Below are 17565 nucleotides of genomic sequence, written 5' to 3' on the forward strand. Positions count from 1 at the left end.
TCGCCGCGCTGGGCGAGCATCCCGACACGAAGACGCTGCTGACGATCCAGAACGACCTGTTCGATCTGGGCGCCGACCTGGCCACCCCGCCGTCGATCGACGGGGCGCTGCGCATCGTGCCGGAACAGGTGACGGCGCTCGAACAGGCGATCGACCGGGCCAATGCCGGCCTGTCGCCGCTGACCAGCTTCATCCTGCCCGGCGGGTCGGCGGCGGCGGCGGCGCTGCATCTGGCGCGCGCGATCGTGCGCCGGGCGGAGCGATCGGCGGTGGCGGCGTCGCACGATGCGCCGCTTAACCTGCATCTACTGGCCTATCTCAACCGGCTGTCGGATTTTCTCTTCGTTTTCGCGCGGCTTGTGAACCAAAGTGCCGGTGGAGACGTTTTGTGGGTACCGGGCGGGGAGCGTCCGGCACCCTAGGAGACGATCATGCGAGCGACACCGGCCGACCGGTCCGACCATCCGCTCGCACATCGTTACCGCACCGTCCGATCGCTGACCGATTCGCTGGCGGCACCGCTGTCCGATGCCGATGCCACCGTTCAGTCGATGGACGATGCGTCGCCGGCCAAATGGCATCTGGCGCACACCACCTGGTTCTTCGAAACCTTCGTCCTGCGCGACCATGTGCCCGGCTATACGCTGCACGACGACCGTTTCCCGTTCCTGTTCAACAGCTATTACGAGGCGGAAGGCCGGCGCCATGCGCGCAGCCGGCGCGGGATGATTACCCGCCCCAGCCTGGACGAGGTGCGCGGCTATCGCGCGGCGGTCGATGCCGCCCTGCTCGCCGCCTTGCCGACCCTGTCGGAGGCCGCGCAGGAACTGGTGGCGCTCGGCTGCAACCATGAGGAGCAGCATCAGGAATTGCTGCTGACCGACATTCTCCACCATTTCAGCGAGAACCCTCTGGAGCCGGCGATGTTCGCGCCCGAGCCCAAACGCCCGGTGGCGGTGCCGCCGCCGACCGGCTGGATCGAGCATCCAGGCGGGATCGTGCAGGTCGGCCATGGCGGACAGGGCTTCGCGTTCGATTGCGAAGGGCCGCGGCATGACGTGCTGCTCCACGCCCATGCCATCGCCGACCGGACCGTCACCAATGGCGAATGGGCGGCGTTCATCGCGGATGGCGGCTATCGCGACGCGCGGCTGTGGCTGGCCGATGGCTGGGCATGGGTGCAGGCGAACGGGATCGACGCGCCGCTCTATTGGGAGCGGCAGGGCGAGGTCTGGACCCGGTTCGGGCTGGACGGGCGGCGCGCGATCGATCCCGCCGCGCCGGTGACGCATGTCAGCTTCTTCGAGGCGGATGCCTATGCGACCTGGGCCGGTGCCCGCCTGCCGACCGAGTTCGAATGGGAGGCCGCCGCCGCCGCCCATGATCCGGCGGGCGGCAACCAGCTGGACCATGCCCATGCGGTCGAACCGCGCCCGTCGAGCGGCGGGCCGGCGTTCTTCGGCGATGTGTGGCAATGGACCGGCAGCGCCTACCGCCCCTATCCCGGCTTCCGCACCGTGGAGGGCGCGGTCGGCGAATATAACGGCAAGTTCATGAGCGGGCAGTTCGTGCTGCGCGGGAGCTCCTGCGCCACGCCGCGCGGCCATGCGCGCGCCTGCTACCGCAATTTCTTCTACCCCCATCAGCGCTGGCAATTCACCGGCGTCCGCCTTGCAAAGGATCTGTGATGCTGCTCAGCGACGACGTGCCGATGGTGACCCGTGCCGACCCCGCGTTCCGCGCCGATGTGCTGGCCGGGCTGTCGCTGTCGCAAAAGGCGATTCCGGCGCGCTGGTTCTATGACCGCAAGGGGTCGGAGCTGTTCGAGGACATCACCGCGCTGCCCGAATATTATCCGACGCGCGCCGAAACCGCGATCCTGAAGACGATCTGCCCCGAACTGGTCGGCGCGGTCGGCGACGGCGTGGCGGTGGTGGAGTTCGGATCGGGATCGTCGGTCAAGACGCCGATCCTGCTCAACTGCATCGAACCGGCCGCCTATGTCCCGATCGATATTTCGGGCGATTTCCTGCGGTCGTCGGCGGCGACGCTGAGCGGGCAGTTTCCGGGGCTGCCGGTGCTGCCGGTCGAGGCGGACTTCATGCATCCGGTGCCGTTGCCCGATGCGGTGGCGGACATGCCCAAGCTCGGCTTCTTCCCCGGATCGACCATCGGCAATATGGAACCGCTGGCGGCGGGTACGCTGTTGCGCGCAATGCGCGACTGGCTGGGCGAAGGCGCGATGCTGCTGATCGGGATCGACCGCGTGAAGGACGAGGATACGCTGGTCGCCGCCTATGACGATGCGGCAGGCGTGACGGCTGCGTTCAACCTGAACCTGCTCGACCGGATCAACCGCGAGCTGGCCGGCACGGTGCCGGTCGACGCGTTCGCGCACGAAGCGCGCTGGAACGACGATGCCGCGCGGATCGAGATGCATCTGCGCGCGACCCGCGACGTGGGTTTCACGGTCGACGGGCGATCGTTCGCGATGCGCGCCGGAGAGACGATCCATACCGAGAACAGCCATAAATATGGCGACCGCGACGCGCGGCTGTTGCTGCGCAGCGGCGGGTGGACCCCCCAGCAGCAATGGTGCGGCGACGATGGCGCGTTCTGCGTGATCCTGGCCGAAGCGCAGACGGTGCCGATCGCCCCGTGATCCGCCTTGTCCTGACGATGGTGGCGCTGGCGGCGGCGGTGCCGGCAGCGGCGCGCGACCTGACCGTGATGAGTCTCAACATCCGCCTGCCCGCCGAGGGCGACGGGGCGAACCGGTGGGAATTGCGGCGTGACCTGACCGCCGCGACGATCCGCCGGGCCGATCCGGACGTGATCGGTATGCAGGAATTGTTCAAGCTACAGGCCGACGACGTGGTCGCCCGGCTGCCGCGCTATCGGTGGATCGGCGTCGGGCGCAGCGGGACGGGTCGCGCCGAGGACGAGCATATGGGCGTCTTCTACCGCGCCGACCGGCTGCAGGTGGAGCGCTGGGGCAATTTCTGGCTGTCGGACACGCCCGAAGTGCCGGGCAGCATCAGCTGGGGACACCCTTATCCGCGCATGGTGACCTGGGCGATTTTTCGGGAGCGGGACGGCAAGCGGTTCGCGATGTTCAACACGCACCTGCCGTACCGCGCCGAGGACGAGGCGGCGCGGGAGAAGGGCGCGGCGCTGCTGGCGGCGCGGATACCGGGCATTGCCCGCGAGCTGCCCGTCGTGCTGACCGGCGATTTCAACACCGTGCCCGACAGCCCGACCCATCGCCGGCTGGAACGCGATCTGACCGATGCATGGGTCGCGACCAGGCGCCGTAGCGGACCGGAGGCGACCTTTCACGGCTTTACCGGCAAGCCCGACCGGCGGATCGACTGGATTTTCACGCGCGGCTTTACGCCGGTGTCGGTGACGACGATCGATACGCGCCGGGGCGACGTGTTTCCCTCGGACCATTATCCGGTGGTCGCGGTGCTGCGGCGCGCTCGGCAAGGTTCTGCGTCACCCCGGACGTGATCCGGGGCGAAGGCTAACGGATCACCCGCGCGGTCCAGGTCCGGATGAAGTCGGGATTGCCGCGACAGTCGTCCATCTGGCGCTGCTCGATCAGGCGGAAGCGGGTGCCGTCCCATGCATAGCGTTGCGTCATGCCGCAATCGCCCAGCCCCCGCCCCTTGGCGAAGGTGTCGAGGATGCCGTCCTCGAACGTCGCGTTGTACACCAGGTCGCCGTCGGAATCGCCGGCGACCGGCATGTCGAACGAGGCCGGTATCGCCTCGCCCCGCTCGATCACGAACAGCGCGGACAGGATGTTATAGGCCCCGGCGGCGCAGGGCACGATCGCCAGCGTGCGCGGGCCGTCCAGCGTCTTGGTGGTGACGTCGGGCAGGTCGTGGTCGTCGCAATCGGCCTGTTGGCGCATCCGGGTGATGAGCAGCGGGTCGAGCAGCGCGGCCTCCCCCCGGATGGTCGCGGCGCGGACGACCGGCAGCGGCGGGGCGGGGCGGGTATCGGGCTTCGTGCCGCGCGCGACGATCGCGCCGGTGGTGCCGACGCGCCCCTGCCGGTCGTCGATCCAGCGCAAGGCCGCCGACGCGCCGGTCAGCTTCACGGGAGTAATGCTCCGGCCACCGGCGGCGATGAGGGTCAGCGTCCGCCCGCTGGCGAGCTTTGCGGCGAGCGCCATTGCCGGAGCGCCGGTCAGGACGATGGCGTCGTCCTGCAGCGTGCCGCCGCGCGCCACCGGTTCGTCATCGACCGTGGCGGTCAGCGGGAGCGCGATGTCGTCCTGGCTGCGCAGGCGGATCGCGACCGGGGCGTCGGTGCCGGGGCCGCGTTCGATCGACAGGGTCAGGGCGGGGGCGTCGCCCTCCTCCGGCATCAGCGACCCCGCCTGACAGGTGCCGCCATTGTCGCAGCCGACCGCCCAGTCGCCGAAGCGCTTGAGGGCCAGGGGGCGGGGCGGGGTGGCGGTGTCGGTGAGCGGCGTGGGCGAGGGCGATGCGCTCGCCTCCGGGGCGGGCGGCGCCGACGCGCCGTTGCAGGCGAACAGCGACAGCGGCAGGGCGAAGGGCAGGAAACGGCGCATGGGGGTGCGATACCGGCATGCACCCGTGATCGAAAGCCGCTATTGCCGCGTTCGAGCCGGGAAACGGCATTTATCGAGAGGAAGCAGGATGAAGACGATTGGCGTGATCGGCGCGGGCCAGATGGGGGCCGGCATCGCGCAGGTGTCGGCGCAGGCCGGCTATGACGTGCTGCTGTCCGACGTGTCGGTCGAGCGCGCGCTGGGCGGCAAGGACGGCATCGCCAAGCAGCTGGCGCGCGCGGTGTCGAAGGAAAAGATCACGCAGGGCGATGCCGATGCGGCACTCGGGCGGATCACGCCGGTCGGCGACCTTGCGGCGATGGCGCCATGCGACCTGGTGATCGAGGCCGCGACCGAGCGGGAAGCGATCAAGCGCCAGATCTTCGAAACGGTCGGCAAGGCGCTGTCCGATACCGCGATCCTCGCCAGCAATACCTCGTCGATTCCGATCACGCGGCTGGCGCAGGCGGCCCCCGATCCGGCGCGGTTCATGGGGGTGCATTTCTTCAACCCGGTGCCGGTGATGGGCCTGATCGAACTGATCCGCGGCCTTGCCACCAGCGACGCGACGGTCGCGGCGGTCGAGGCGTTCGGGCAGAGCCTGAACAAGCGGATCGTCCATGCCAATGACGCACCGGGCTTCATCGTCAACCGCGTGCTGATGCCGATGCTGAACGAGGCCTGCTTCGCGCTCGGCGAAGGCGTGGCGACGATCCCCGATATCGATGCGGCGTGCCAGCTGGGGCTCAATCACCCGATGGGGCCGTTCACGCTCGCCGACTTTATCGGGCTGGACACCTGTCTGGAGATCACCCGCGTGCTGTTCGAAGGGACCGGCGACCCGAAATTCCGCCCCGCGCCGCTGCTCGTCAAATATGTCGAGGCCGGCTGGTACGGGCGCAAGGTCAAGCGCGGCTTTTATGATTATTCGGGCGAGGAGCCAGTGCCGACCCGGTAAAGGACGCTTGACGTAAAGCGAGCTTGTCATGTAAAGCGTCCTTCACAATAGTGGAGGACGCCGTGATGTCGATGCCGCCTGAAATGAAGCGCTATACCGTGCGGCTGATGAGCGTGATGACGCTGTACGGGGTCACGCTGGTCGGGGTGAATCTATGGTTCCGGCACGCGCCGCCGACAGGGGCGCTGGCCTATGTCGCGGCGGTACTGCCGGCGGTACCGATCGCGCTGGTATTCGTGGTGATCGGGCGGCTGCTCGTCGAGATGCGCGACGAGTATCTGCGGGCGCAGATGGTGCGTGATCAGCTGATCGCGACCGGAGTCACGCTGTCGATCACGACCGCCATGGGCTTTCTCGAAGGGTTCGGCATGATCGGCCATGTCGAGGGCTATTATGCGGCGACGATCTGGTTCGGCGCATTGGGGCTTGCCGCCTGCCTGCGCGGCATCGGCCGGTTGCGGGAGCGGGCCGATGGATAATCATCTGCGTACGCTCCGGGCCGAGCGTGGCTGGTCGCAGCAGCATCTGGCCGAGCGGCTGGAGGTGTCGCGCCAGAGCGTCAACGCGATCGAAACCGGCCGCTACGACCCGTCGCTGCCGCTCGCCTTTCGGATTGCCGAGCTGTTCGGGCTGACGATCGAGGACGTCTTCGTCAGCCCGACGCGGGGTTAGCGTTCGAGCCATCCATCATGGGAACGTCACCCCAGCGAAAGCTGGGGTCTCAGGCGACTCTTGCTGCGTGCCCCCACCGGGAGATCCCAGCCTTCGCTGGGATGACGTCGGGTCCGAGTGCAAGGGACCGAACCTCAGATAAACGTCGCCACCGTCGCGCGGTAGATGGCGGGCAGGATGATGCCCTGCAGGATGCCGATCAGCACCAGCACCACGAACGGCGCGAAGTCGAGCGCGCCGAAATCGGGCAGGATGCGCCGGATCGGGCGGTAGATCGGTTCCGTCACCACCATCAGCCCGCGATAGAGCGAGCGGATGAAGTCGTTGTGCGTGTTGATGACGTTGAACGCGATCAGGATCGACAGGAGCGCCTGTACGATGATGATCCACCACAGGACGTTCAGCAGTACCTGAATGATATCGAGCAGGACGTTCAACGCAGGGGGCCTTTCGCGAATGGCTCTCGACTATAGGGATGCGGACGCCCGGGTCCAAGCCTTGTCAGGTCGGTTCGGGGCCGGCGTGTTGTCGGTGCAACACAGCCGGCTGCCGTTCGTTCCTTGTCAGGCGTGGACCAGCGTGCCGGCGCCCTGTTCGGTGAAGATTTCGAGCAGCATGGCGTGCGGCACGCGGCCGTCGAGGATGACCGCCGCGTCGACGCCCTGCGCCACCGCCGATACGCACGTCTCGACCTTCGGGATCATGCCGCCGCTGATCGTGCCGTCGGCCTTAAGCTCGGCGATGCGCGCCGCGTCGAGGTCGGTCAGCAGCTCGCCGCTCTTGTCGAGCACGCCCGCGACATCGGTCAGCAGGAAGAAGCGCGAGGCGCCCATCGCCCCGGCGATCGACCCGGCCATGGTGTCGGCGTTGATATTGTAGGTGTCGCCATCCGCGCCCAGCGCGACCGGCGCCACGACCGGAATGAAGCCGTCGCGCGCGAGGCTGTGCAGGATCGTCGGATCGACCGCGACCGGCGTACCGACAAAGCCCAGGTCGACATGGCGTTCGATCCCCTGCGCGCGGTCGGGTTCGTTGCGGCCGACCTTTTCGGCGGTGACGAGGCGCGCGTCCTTGCCCGAAATGCCGACCGCCTTGCCGCCCGCCGCCGCGATCCAGGCGACGATTTCCTTGTTGATCTTGCCGGCCAGCACCATTTCCGCGACCTCGGCGGTGGCGGCGTCGGTGACGCGCAGCCCGTCGACGAAGCGCGATTCGACGCCCAGCCGCTTGAGCATCGCCCCGATCTGCGGACCGCCGCCATGGACGACGACCGGATTGATGCCGACCTGCTTCAACAGCACGACATCCTCGGCGAAATCGCGCGCCAGTTCGGGATCGCCCATCGCGTGCCCGCCATATTTCACCACGAAGGTGCGACCGGCATAGCGCTGCAGATAGGGCAGCGCCTCGGTCAGCGTTTCCGCCTTGGCGAGCATCTTCGGATCGGGTGCGTGGGTCATGGATGGGCGCTTTAGCGGGGTCGGGGGGCGGAAGGAAGAAGTTGGTTCACGCGGAGGCGCGGGGCGGCGGGAGAAAGAGATTTATTCGCGCAGAGGCGCAGAGGGCGCAGAGATAGTGCGCTCGCCGCGACAGCGGCTCTCCATCATCGGCTGCCGATAGAGAAGAGGCTGCGCCAGACCGGCCGCCATCGCCGGCACCACAACCTCTCAGCGCCCTCTGCGCCTCTGCGCGACAAAACCCCTTCTTCTTCTCCGCGCCTCCGCGCCTTCGCGTGAACCCGAATCCTTCTTACCGCGCCCGGTCCAGCCAGCGCCCCAGCCCGACAAAGGCATAGATCAGCGGCGGGACCAGCACGATCGACAGCACGACCTTGGCCAGCATCTGTCCGACCACCAGCTGCCCGATCGGGAACACGCCATAGAAGGCGACCGTCACGAAGATCAGCGTATCGACGATCTGCGACAGCACGCTGGCGATCGCCGCGCGCAGCCAGAGCAATTTGCCTTCGCCGCGCTTCAGCCAGCCGAAGATCGTGACGTTGAGCGTCTGCGATACGCCATAGGCGATGATCCCCGCGCCCCAGATGCGCCACGTCGCGCCGAGGATGATCTGGATCGCATCGCGATTGACCGGCAGCATGTCCGCCGATGCGGGCAGCGCCCACACGATCCATGACAGGATCATCGAGGTGATGAGCGGCACGAAGCCGAACCACACCAGATGCTTCGCGCGCCCCGGGCCATAGAGTTCGGCGATCGCGCTCGACACCACGACCAGCAGCAGGAAGGCGAAGATGCCCGCCTCCACCGCCAGCGGGCCGATCGCGACCTGCTTGTTGCCCAGCACGCCTGCGACGCAGACCATGCCGCCATAGAAGATCGAGAGGATGAACAGCGCGCGGGGCAGGGTGATCGTCGCGGACGCAGGTGCGGTCGCGGGCGGGGCGGGTGTCGTCATGACCCTTGCTAGTCCCGAAATCGGCCGATGGCAAAAGCGTTTGTCGCCGCTGGCGTCGCTGGCCGTGGCATGGCATGTCACGACGGTTTGGGCCGTCCGGGGCGGGCGGCGGGGCAGGGTAAGCGTTCAACATGACTCGTTTTCTGATCGGCATCGCCGGCATCGTCGTGATTCTGGGGATTGCCGTCGCATTGTCGACCAACCGCCGGGCGATCCGGCTGCGCGTGGTGGGGGCCGCGTTCGCGTTGCAGGTCGGGATCGCGGTGCTGGTGCTCTATACGCCATGGGGCAAGGGCGTGCTGGGCTTCCTGTCGGGCGGGGTCGCCAACCTGCTGGCCTATGCCAATGCCGGCACCTCGTTCCTGTTCGGGCCGCTCGCCCGGCCGGAAATCGGCGGGCAGAGCTTCGCCATCGCCGCGCTGCCGGTCATCATCTTCTTCGCGTCGCTGGTGTCGATCCTCTATTATCTGGGGATCATGCAGCTGGTCGTGCGCTGGATCGGCGGCGGCATCGAAAAGGTGATCGGCGTCAGCAAGGTTGAATCACTGTGCGCCGCCGCGAACATCTTCGTCGGCCAAAGCGAATCGCCGCTGGTGATCCGCCCCTATCTGGCAGGCCTGACCCCGGCACAGCTGTTCACGGTGATGACCAGCGGCATGGCGGGCGTCGCCGGCACGATCCTCGCGGCCTATGCGTCGATGGGCATCCGCATCGATTTCCTGCTGGCGGCCAGCTTCATGGCGGCGCCGGGCGGCATATTGATGGCCAAGATCATCATGCCCGACACGCCCGAACCTCCCGCCGGCGAACTGCCGCTGGGTGACGACCGCGAGGCGGAGGCGATCGCGCTGGCCGAGGCGACGCATGACGAGGAACGCCCGGCCAACATCATCATGGCGGCGGCCCAGGGCGCGCAGACCGGCGTGAAGCTGGCGGTGGCAGTCGGCGCGATGGTGCTGGCGTTCGTCGCGCTGGTGGCGCTGGCCAACGGGCTGCTCGGTGGCATCGGCAACTGGTTCGGCGTGGCGGACCTGAGCTTCCAGCGGCTGCTCGGCTATGTCTTCGCACCGGTCATGTATCTGCTGAACGTGCCGTGGAACGAGGCGGGGATCGCCGGCGGGCTGTTCGGGCAGAAGGTCGTGCTGAACGAGTTCGTCGCCTATATCTCGCTGGGCGAGGCCGGCGCGCAGCTGTCGACGCGGACGATCGCGATCATCACCTTCGCGCTGTGCGGCTTCGCCAATTTCTCGTCGATCGCGATCCAGATGGCGGTGACCGGCAGCCTGGCGCCGAACCAGCGGCCGATGATCGCCAAGCTCGGCATCCGCGCGCTCGTCGCCGGCAGCCTCGCCAACCTGATGTCAGCGGCGCTGGCCGGGCTGCTGCTCGCCTGAAATCCGGTCGGACGCGCCGGGTATCAACGCTCTGTTTACGATGGGTCGGCTAGATTCGACCCATCGTGCCGGACGCGGCGCGTTGAGTGACAGGACGGACAAAGATGCACCAGGGACTGATCGACGAGCGGACGCTGGCCAACGCGCGCGCGGAACTGGGCGCGAATTTCGTCCGCATTCTCGGCTATTTCAAGGAAGACGGCGTCAAGTCGCTGATCGCGATCGAACAGGCGATGCGGCAGCAGAATGCGGCGGCGATGGTGCTGCCGGCGCATACGCTGAAAGGGGAGTCGCGCCAGTTCGGTGCCGACACGCTGGCCGACCTGGCCGAGGTGATCGAGACGATCGCGCGCAACTGCGTCGAGACGCGCGACGTGCCGACCGAAGCACTGGAACATGTCGCGCAGCTGCGCCCGACGTTCGAGGCGACGCTGGGCGTGCTGGATCGCGACAGCAATCCGCTGGCGCAGCGGCGCAACGGGTTCGGAAAGCGGCCGGTCGCGCTGTAGGGCGATACGCTTAAGGACCACCCAAGGCCGAGTCCCGCCGGCGGTGAATCCGGCTGCGCTTTGACGTCACCCCAGCGAAGGCTGGGGTCTCAAGCGGCTCCTGCCATGTGATCCTACCGGGATATCCCAGCCTTCGCCGGGATGACGTCTGGTTCAGGCAGGGGGGGGGCAGGCCCTAATGCACCGGTCCCGGGCCAACCGGCCGCGCGTCCACGCGGCCGGTCGCGTCGGGTCAGCCGCCGTGCTTGTCCAGTTCGGCGACCGAGTTGAGCTGCACGTAATTCTGGATGCCCATCCGCTCGATCATCTCGAACTGGGTTTCGAGCGTGTCGACATGCTCTTCCTCGTTCATCAGGATCTCGGCGAACAGGTCGCGGCTGACGAAATCACGGATGCTTTCGCAATAGGCGACGGCTTCGCGCAGCTGGGCGACGGCCTCGACCTCGATCGCCAGATCGGCTTTCAGCACCTCTTCGACGGTCTCACCGACGCGCAGGCGGCCGAGCAGCTGGAAATTGGGCAGGCCGTCGAGGAACAGGATGCGCTCCGCCAGTCGGTCGGCGTGCTTCATCTCGTCGATCGATTCGTGACGTTCGAACTGGGCCAGCTTGTAGACGCCCCAATGGTCGAGCAGGCGATAGTGCAACCAGTACTGGTTCACCGCCGTCAGCTCGTTCTTGAGCGCTTCGTTCAGAAATTCGATGACCTTGGCGTCGCCCTTCACGTCGTTCGTCCTTATATGATGACGAACCGCCCATACGCGTTTCGGGGCTTTGGCGACAGGGTAAAAATGGCGGATTTCCGCCGTTTTCGGCAGCTGCGAACGTTACGCAGCCGCGCGTTCCGCATCGATAATGGCTCGCGCGAACGGCACGCATTGCCCGCATTTCGCCTGGCATCCCAAGGCCCGGTACGCCTGGCAGGCGCTGCTGGCACCGCCCCGTGCGGCCGCGCGGACATCGCGTTCTTTGATGGCATTACAGACGCATACGACCATGTTCGACCCTCGCTCTGACGAGTCGATCAATAGTAGTAATGAAACTCGTTCGCAAGAGTTATTGCGGATGACTCGCACGAACGGCGGCGATCAGCGGATGCGGATCGGTTGCAGCTGCCACCGGGCGAGCGACCGCCACAGCCATTCGAACGGGCCGAAGGGGAACCGGGCGAGCCACCAGGGCGACCACAGCAGCATCAGTCCGCACATCGCCAGCACGGGCAGGTACAGCGTGGCGCGCGACCAGAAGCCGAACTGGCCGAGGCCCCAGCCATGAAAGACGAAGCACATGACGATGGTGGTCGCCAGATAGTTGCTGAGCGCCATGCGCCCGACCGCTGCGCACCGGGCAACGATGGCGCCGCCGCGCTGCGCGAGCAGCAGGATCGCGGCGGCATAGCCCGCGATCATCACGCCCCGGAGCGGCGGGGGAAGGGCGAAGGCGCCGATGATGACCGAGCGGGCATCGATGCCGTGCGAGAACATCCATGCGGCGATCATGGCATAGCCCGCCACGCCGATGCCGATCCCGACGCCTGCCCAGCGCCACAGCCGGGCGCGGGACCATGTGCCCGTCAGCATCCCGCTGCGCAGCGCCGCCATGCCGAACAGCATATAGGCGAGCGTCTCGATGCCGATGAAGATGGTGTTGTAGAGCGTCGTCGCCAGCTCGACCAGATTATGGTGCACGATGCCGGCATAGCTGCCGCGAAACAGCGCGATCTCCTGCGCCAGCACGGCGGGCGTCGGGATGCCGAAGCCGTTTTCGAAGTCGCGCAACCCTTGTGCGGCGGCAGGCGTGTCCGCACCCTTCATCGCGACGAACGACAGCGCGATCGCGCCCAGCAACAGCCATTCGAGCGCCGCCAGCGCGATGCCGCATGCGACCATCCGCCGTACCGAGCTGGCGCGAAAGCCATAGGCGGCGCTGGAGACCAGCGCATAATGCATCAATATGTCGCCCGGCCACAGCAGCACGGCATGGGCGAGCCCCAGGACGAACAGCCAGGCCATCCGCCGGTAATGCACCGCCGCCGGGTCCGCGCCGCCGGCTTCCGCCCGGTCGACGACCAGCAGCAGCGAGGCCCCGAACAGGAAGGAGAACAGCCCGCGCATCTTGCCGTCGAACGCGATCATCGTCGCGAAATAGGCCCATAGGTCGGCGGGACCGGTCATGCCCCACGCATGGGGGCTGAGCCGCGCGGTGTCGGGCAGCGCGAAGCTCAGGATGTTGACGAACAGGATGCCCATCACCGCAACCCCGCGCACCACGTCGAGGGTGACGATGCGGTCGGCGGCAGGGCGGGGGTCGGTCATGGGAAATTCCCCTGCCCGATCGCGCGGGCAGGGGGAAGGTGGTTAGGCGAGCGCCGCGTCGGCACCCATCAACGCGGGGAAGAAGCCTTCATGTGCCTTGCGCAGGTCGTCCAGGGACACGGCGAAGTCGCCATCGGTCAGTTCGAAGATGATCCGGCTGCCGATGGTGCGGCCGATCGGTTCGGCATCGACCCCGGCCTTTTCGGCGCCCTGCAGGAATTCGAGCAGCGCGTGGTCGTGCACCGTGACGATGTAATTGCCCTGATCCTCACCGAACAGCGAGCGGGCGATGTCGTCGAACGGCAGCTTGCGGTCGAGGATCGCGCCGACATTGCCGGCGAGCGCCATCTCCGCCACCGTCACCGCGACGCCGCCATCCGACACATCGTGGCAGGCGGTGATCTTGCCCGACAGGATCGCCTGGCGGATATAGCCGCCGGTACGACGCTCGCCGTCGAGATCGACCGGCGGCGGCGGGCCTTCCTCGCGGCCATGGACTTCGCGCAGCCATAGCGACTGGCCGAGCGAGCCGGTGCGGTCGCCGACGCGCAGGATGATGTCGCCGGTCTGCTTGAAGGCGATGGTCGCCGACTTCTCCCAGTCGGCCAGCAGCCCGACACCGCCGATCGCCGGGGTCGGCAGGATCGCCGAGCCGCCGCCGGTCGCCTTCGATTCATTGTAGAGCGAGACGTTGCCCGACACGATCGGGAAGTCGAGGGCGCGGCAGGCCTCGCTCATCCCGTCGAGGCAGCCGACGATCTGGCCCATGATCTCGGGGCGCTGCGGGTTGGCGAAGTTCAGACAGTTGGTGACAGCGAGCGGCGTCGCGCCGACCGCGGTCAGGTTGCGATAGGCCTCGGCAATCGCCTGGCGACCGCCCTCGACCGGATCGGCGAAGCAATAGCGCGGGGTGCAGTCGGTGGTCATTGCCAGCGCCTTCTGCGTCCCGTGCACGCGCACCACCGCCGCGTCGCCGCCCGGGCGCTGCACGGTGTCGGCGCCGACCATGTGGTCATACTGTTCCCAGATCCAGCGACGCGACGCGATGTCAGGCGATCCCATCAGCTTGAGCAGGTCGGCGGCCGGATCGGTGCTTTCGGGCACGTTTGCCAGTTCGGCGGATTTCGGCGTCGGGACATGCGGCCGGTCGTAGAGCGGGGCTTCGTCCGCCAGCGGGGCGAGCGGGATGTCGGCGACGACGTCGCCCTGCCACTTCAGCACCATGCGGCCGGTGTCGGTGACATGGCCGATGACCGCGAAGTCGAGTTCCCATTTGTCGAAGATCGCCCGCGCGAAGTCCTCGCGGCCGGGCTTCAGCACCATGAGCATCCGCTCCTGGCTTTCCGACAGCATCATCTCGTACGGGGTCATGCCGCGTTCGCGCTGCGGCACGTCGTCCATGACCAGTTCGATGCCGACGCCGCCCTTCGACGCCATTTCGACCGAAGAGGAGGTGAGGCCGGCGGCGCCCATGTCCTGAATCGCGACGATCGCGTCGGATGCCATGAGTTCGAGGCACGCCTCGATCAGCAGCTTTTCGGTGAAGGGGTCGCCGACCTGCACGGTCGGACGCTTTTCCTCGGCATCCTCGCCGAAATCGGCCGAGGCCATGGTCGCGCCGTGAATGCCGTCGCGGCCGGTCTTCGACCCGACATAGACGATCGGATTGCCGACGCCGGAGGCGGCCGAATAGAAGATCTTGTCGGTATCGGCGATGCCGACGGTCATGGCGTTGACGAGGATGTTGCCGTCATAGGCCGGGTGGAAATTCACCTCGCCGCCCACGGTCGGCACGCCGACGCAATTGCCATAGCCGCCGATGCCATGGACCACCCCCGCGATCAGGTGGCGCATCTTCGGGTGATCGGGCCGGCCGAAGCGCAGCGCGTTGAGGTTCGCGATCGGCCGCGCGCCCATGGTGAACACGTCGCGCAGGATGCCGCCGACGCCCGTCGCCGCACCCTGATAGGGTTCGATGTAGGACGGGTGGTTGTGGCTCTCCATCTTGAAGATCGCCGCCTGCCCGTCACCGATGTCGATGACGCCGGCATTCTCACCCGGCCCGCAAATGACCTGACGTCCGGTGGTCGGCAGCTTCTTCAGGTGGATGCGGCTGGACTTGTAGCTGCAATGTTCCGACCACATGACCGAGAAGATGCCCAGTTCGGTCAGGTTCGGTTCGCGCCCCATCGCGTGCAGGACGCGCTCATATTCTTCGGGGCTCAGGCCGTGTTCGGCGACAATCTCGGGCGTGATCTGGGTCATGGGCGAGCCTCTAGCGCGCACGCGCCTGTGGTGCCAGCCGGTTTGTTGGCCGCGGCGACGTAACAGAAGGGCAATGTTGCGTTGCCGAATAGATACAGTGGTGGAACAAATTTCGTTCGAAAGGATTAAAGCGCTTCTGAATCATGCCGGTGCGTGGGAACCGTTCGCCACGCTGGGAGTCGGTGCGGTGCATCGTCGGACTCGGCGTAGCATGGCATGATGCCGAGCAAGGGAGAATGTGAATGGTTTCGAAGTTTCTGACGGCAATCGCCGCGACCACGCTGGCCGCTGCTCCGGTCGCCGCCAATGCCGCGCAGAACGCGTCGGCCCTGTCGGTCGCCAAGTCGGTCCGCGCGTCGGCTCCGGCCAAGGGTGGCCAGAAGCTCGCCGGCGGCGGCATCGTGTTCGCGCTGCTGGCAGCCGCGATCGTGGCCGGTGGCGTGATCATCGCCGTCGACGACAACGATTCGGACAGCAACTAAGTCCGATTGCGGGGCGGGGGCCGGTGTCGGTCCCCGCTTCCGTTTCAGGCCGACTCTTCGGTCTGTGCACGATCGCGGCGTTCCGCCCAGCGCGCGATACCGTCGTTGCCGAACACGCCGGAAAGCATGATCCACCATGCCGGGTTGCTGTCGAACCGCAGCTCGCCGGACCAACGCCACCATGTCATGATGGCCAGCGGATCAGTGCGGTAACCACGAATATCTGCCGCAGCCGCTGGGCGCCGGGATGGCGGGATGAGGCCGTTGCCGATCCCGATCAGTCCCGCTAGCGCCCGCATCACCGAGCGGCCCCGATCCGCTTCGAAAGCGGTTCAGCCCTTCCGCTGCTTCCACGCATTCCAAAGCATCATGCCGATCAGCGTGCCGCCGGCGACGGTGCCGCCGACCGCTACCGCGGTGACTACAGGCGACAGCGTGTTGTCGGCGCGGTGGAGATGGGGGCGGTGCTTCTTCAGCTTCTTGAGCAGCGGGCTGCGCGCCGACAGCGCCTCGAACATCTCGCCCGGCCCTTCCGGGTCGAGGATCTTGTTGTCGGCGAGCCATTCGGTCACCGCCCCCAGATCGGGAATTTCGTAGGGGCGTAGCGAGCGGCCTTCCCCACGCAGTTCCTCGATCGTCGCAATCAGCGAGTTGGTGCGCTCCAGCGTAGCCTCGATCGTCTCGCAATCCACCCCAAGATGCTCGGCGAGCAGCGAATCGCGGATGCCGGCGATGGTGCGGCGTTCGTCGGCATTGGCGTGGCGAGTGGCGTCGACCGTCACGTCGCATTCGGTGTCGAGCCTGAGCGAGCGGTTGTTGAAGTTGGACGATCCGACCCGCAGCAGCTGGTCGTCGATCACCGTCACCTTGGCATGGACATAGATCGGCGTGCCGCCGGCGGTGAAGGGATGGTAGAGCCGCAGCCGGTCGTGGCGGTCGCGTTCCTTCAAAGCCTGGAACAGGCGCGCGCGGGCCGAATCCATCGCGACGGGTTCCAGCCAGCCCTCGGCCGTGGTCGGGTTGACGATCACGATCTCCGGGCCGTCCGGCTCGTCGAGGCGTCTCGCGATCGCTTCCGCCACCTTGCGCGAGGCGAAATACTGGCTCTCGGCATAGAAGAAGCGTTCGGCACGCGCGATCAGGTCGAGGTACAGCGTCTCGATCTCGTGCACCGGTTCCTGGTCGGTCATCTCGGGCACGGTGCGGGCGATGGCGACGTCGATCTCGGTAAAGTCGGCGTCGAGCCCGGTCGGCCAGCAGCCGCCGACGCCGGTCGGCGCGGGCAGGGCGTCGCCGCCCGAGATTTCCCAGCGCTGCCGGCACATGTCGCCCAGCGCTGCCGCGACCGGCCCCTCCAGCGCGGTGGTGACGTCGTGCCAAGGCTGGTAGGGCGTGCCGTCCGGTTCGATCCGGCGGGGATCGTCGTCACGATGCTCGCGCGTGTCCCAGCGGTCGACGGTCATGTCGATCCCGCCGCAAAAGGCGACGTCGTCGTCGATCACCACGACCTTCTGGTGATGCGAACCGGCGACCGGGTGATGGGTGTCGAGCCGCATGTGCACCTGCGGGTCGGCGATCCATTTCGCGATGCGCACGAGGGTGCGGCCATGGAACAGCGTCTTGATCGCGCCGGTGTCCCAGCGCAGGATATGGACCTGCAGCCCCGGTGTCCGGCGGACCAGCCAGCTGATAAATTCGCCAACCTTTTCAGGGCCTTCGCTGGCAGGGTCGGTCTTGAAGCGGATGCGGGCGTCGAAGTCCCAGCCGATCAGCAGGATCTGCCTTTTCGCCTTCAGCATCGCGTCGCGGGCATGGGTGAAATAATTGTCGGCATCGACCAGCACGGTCGCGCGCGTGGCACGCTCGATCCGCCAGCAGTTGCGACCCGGTTCGAGTGGTGGGGTGTGACGGACCATGGGGACAGCAATGGCACCCTATCGTTGCAGTTCCAAGCGATTGCGGTCGGTC

Annotated in this window: 20 protein-coding genes; 10 read left to right on the forward strand and 10 right to left on the reverse strand. The window is 67.0% G+C overall.

What is annotated here, in order from left to right:
• From CA237_RS12505 to CA237_RS12520, 4 genes are all read left to right on the forward strand, one after another.
• On the forward strand, positions 1-422 hold a 422-nt coding region (locus CA237_RS12505; RefSeq protein WP_126014260.1), incomplete at its 5' end, for a cob(I)yrinic acid a,c-diamide adenosyltransferase.
• Between the two features lie 9 nt (positions 423-431).
• The gene (gene egtB / locus CA237_RS12510; protein WP_066688877.1) at positions 432-1688 is read left to right on the forward strand and encodes an ergothioneine biosynthesis protein EgtB; all 1257 of its coding nucleotides are present in this window, start codon (positions 432-434) and stop codon (positions 1686-1688) included.
• On the forward strand, positions 1688-2662 hold the full coding sequence (gene egtD, locus CA237_RS12515) for an L-histidine N(alpha)-methyltransferase (RefSeq protein ID WP_066688875.1): 975 nt from the start codon (positions 1688-1690) through the stop codon (positions 2660-2662). Before egtB ends, egtD begins: the two co-directional genes overlap by 1 nt.
• Positions 2659-3513: an endonuclease/exonuclease/phosphatase family protein gene (locus CA237_RS12520; protein WP_241215490.1), complete on the forward strand. Its 855-nt coding sequence runs from the start codon at positions 2659-2661 to the stop codon at positions 3511-3513. Before egtD ends, CA237_RS12520 begins: the two co-directional genes overlap by 4 nt.
• A 13-nt stretch (positions 3514-3526) precedes the next feature.
• Here the strand turns inward: CA237_RS12520 and CA237_RS12525 are convergent, their stop codons facing one another.
• Entirely contained in the window at positions 3527-4585 is a 1059-nt protein-coding gene (locus CA237_RS12525; RefSeq protein ID WP_126014262.1) for a DUF1176 domain-containing protein, read from the reverse strand.
• Between the two features lie 88 nt (positions 4586-4673).
• Between CA237_RS12525 and CA237_RS12530 the strand changes: the two genes are divergently transcribed.
• The 3 genes from CA237_RS12530 to CA237_RS12540 all read left to right on the forward strand — a co-directional run bounded on the left by CA237_RS12530 (position 4674) and on the right by CA237_RS12540 (position 6215).
• Positions 4674-5543, forward strand: coding sequence for a 3-hydroxyacyl-CoA dehydrogenase NAD-binding domain-containing protein (locus CA237_RS12530; protein WP_126014264.1), 870 nt, complete (start codon positions 4674-4676; stop codon positions 5541-5543).
• A gap of 65 nt (positions 5544-5608) precedes the next feature.
• Positions 5609-6022 carry a hypothetical protein gene (locus CA237_RS12535; protein ID WP_066689018.1) on the forward strand — a complete coding sequence of 138 codons (414 nt, stop codon included), beginning with the start codon at positions 5609-5611 and terminating at the stop codon, positions 6020-6022.
• Positions 6015-6215 (forward strand): helix-turn-helix transcriptional regulator, encoded by a 201-nt coding sequence (locus CA237_RS12540; protein WP_126014266.1) that lies wholly within the window; start codon positions 6015-6017, stop codon positions 6213-6215. The genes CA237_RS12535 and CA237_RS12540 overlap by 8 nt, the downstream gene beginning before the upstream one ends.
• 134 nt (positions 6216-6349) lie before the next feature.
• Here CA237_RS12540 and CA237_RS12545 read toward each other — a convergent pair whose 3' ends face one another.
• From CA237_RS12545 to CA237_RS12555, 3 genes are all read right to left on the reverse strand, one after another.
• Entirely contained in the window at positions 6350-6652 is a 303-nt protein-coding gene (locus CA237_RS12545) for a YggT family protein (protein ID WP_084401359.1), read from the reverse strand.
• Between the two features lie 126 nt (positions 6653-6778).
• Positions 6779-7675 carry an acetylglutamate kinase gene (gene argB, locus CA237_RS12550; RefSeq protein ID WP_066688868.1) on the reverse strand — a complete coding sequence of 299 codons (897 nt, stop codon included), beginning with the start codon at positions 7673-7675 and terminating at the stop codon, positions 6779-6781.
• 289 nt (positions 7676-7964) lie between these two features.
• Positions 7965-8633, reverse strand: a complete 669-nt coding sequence (locus CA237_RS12555; RefSeq protein WP_066688867.1) for a queuosine precursor transporter — start codon at positions 8631-8633, stop codon at positions 7965-7967.
• A 131-nt stretch (positions 8634-8764) separates the two neighbouring features.
• Here CA237_RS12555 and CA237_RS12560 point away from each other — a divergent pair, with 131 nt between their 5' ends.
• Both CA237_RS12560 and CA237_RS12565 read left to right on the forward strand, forming a co-directional pair.
• Positions 8765-10027 (forward strand): NupC/NupG family nucleoside CNT transporter, encoded by a 1263-nt coding sequence (locus tag CA237_RS12560; protein WP_066688866.1) that lies wholly within the window; start codon positions 8765-8767, stop codon positions 10025-10027.
• Between the two features lie 104 nt (positions 10028-10131).
• On the forward strand, positions 10132-10536 hold the full coding sequence (locus CA237_RS12565) for an Hpt domain-containing protein (protein WP_084401357.1): 405 nt from the start codon (positions 10132-10134) through the stop codon (positions 10534-10536).
• 232 nt (positions 10537-10768) lie between these two features.
• Here the strand turns inward: CA237_RS12565 and bfr are convergent, their stop codons facing one another.
• The 4 genes from bfr to purL form a co-directional block, all read right to left on the reverse strand.
• The gene (gene bfr, locus CA237_RS12570) at positions 10769-11260 is read right to left on the reverse strand and encodes a bacterioferritin (RefSeq protein ID WP_066688864.1); all 492 of its coding nucleotides are present in this window, start codon (positions 11258-11260) and stop codon (positions 10769-10771) included.
• A 102-nt stretch (positions 11261-11362) separates the two neighbouring features.
• Positions 11363-11533, reverse strand: coding sequence for a (2Fe-2S)-binding protein (locus CA237_RS12575; protein ID WP_084401356.1), 171 nt, complete (start codon positions 11531-11533; stop codon positions 11363-11365).
• A gap of 90 nt (positions 11534-11623) precedes the next feature.
• The gene (locus tag CA237_RS12580; protein ID WP_126014268.1) at positions 11624-12850 is read right to left on the reverse strand and encodes a DUF418 domain-containing protein; all 1227 of its coding nucleotides are present in this window, start codon (positions 12848-12850) and stop codon (positions 11624-11626) included.
• A gap of 42 nt (positions 12851-12892) precedes the next feature.
• Positions 12893-15115, reverse strand: a complete 2223-nt coding sequence (gene purL, locus CA237_RS12585; protein ID WP_066688859.1) for a phosphoribosylformylglycinamidine synthase subunit PurL — start codon at positions 15113-15115, stop codon at positions 12893-12895.
• Between the two features lie 242 nt (positions 15116-15357).
• Here purL and CA237_RS12590 point away from each other — a divergent pair, with 242 nt between their 5' ends.
• Positions 15358-15597 carry a hypothetical protein gene (locus CA237_RS12590; protein WP_066688857.1) on the forward strand — a complete coding sequence of 80 codons (240 nt, stop codon included), beginning with the start codon at positions 15358-15360 and terminating at the stop codon, positions 15595-15597.
• A 44-nt stretch (positions 15598-15641) separates the two neighbouring features.
• Here CA237_RS12590 and CA237_RS19895 read toward each other — a convergent pair whose 3' ends face one another.
• Complete coding sequence (locus CA237_RS19895; protein WP_157092688.1) at positions 15642-15785, reverse strand: hypothetical protein; 144 nt, start codon at positions 15783-15785, stop codon at positions 15642-15644.
• 144 nt (positions 15786-15929) lie between these two features.
• Complete coding sequence (locus CA237_RS12595; RefSeq protein WP_126014270.1) at positions 15930-17513, reverse strand: phospholipase D-like domain-containing protein; 1584 nt, start codon at positions 17511-17513, stop codon at positions 15930-15932.
• Positions 17514-17565 lie beyond the last annotated feature (52 nt).

It is taken from the genome of Sphingomonas sp. ABOLH (assembly GCF_003951715.1).
Classification (GTDB): domain Bacteria; phylum Pseudomonadota; class Alphaproteobacteria; order Sphingomonadales; family Sphingomonadaceae; genus Sphingomonas; species Sphingomonas hankookensis_A.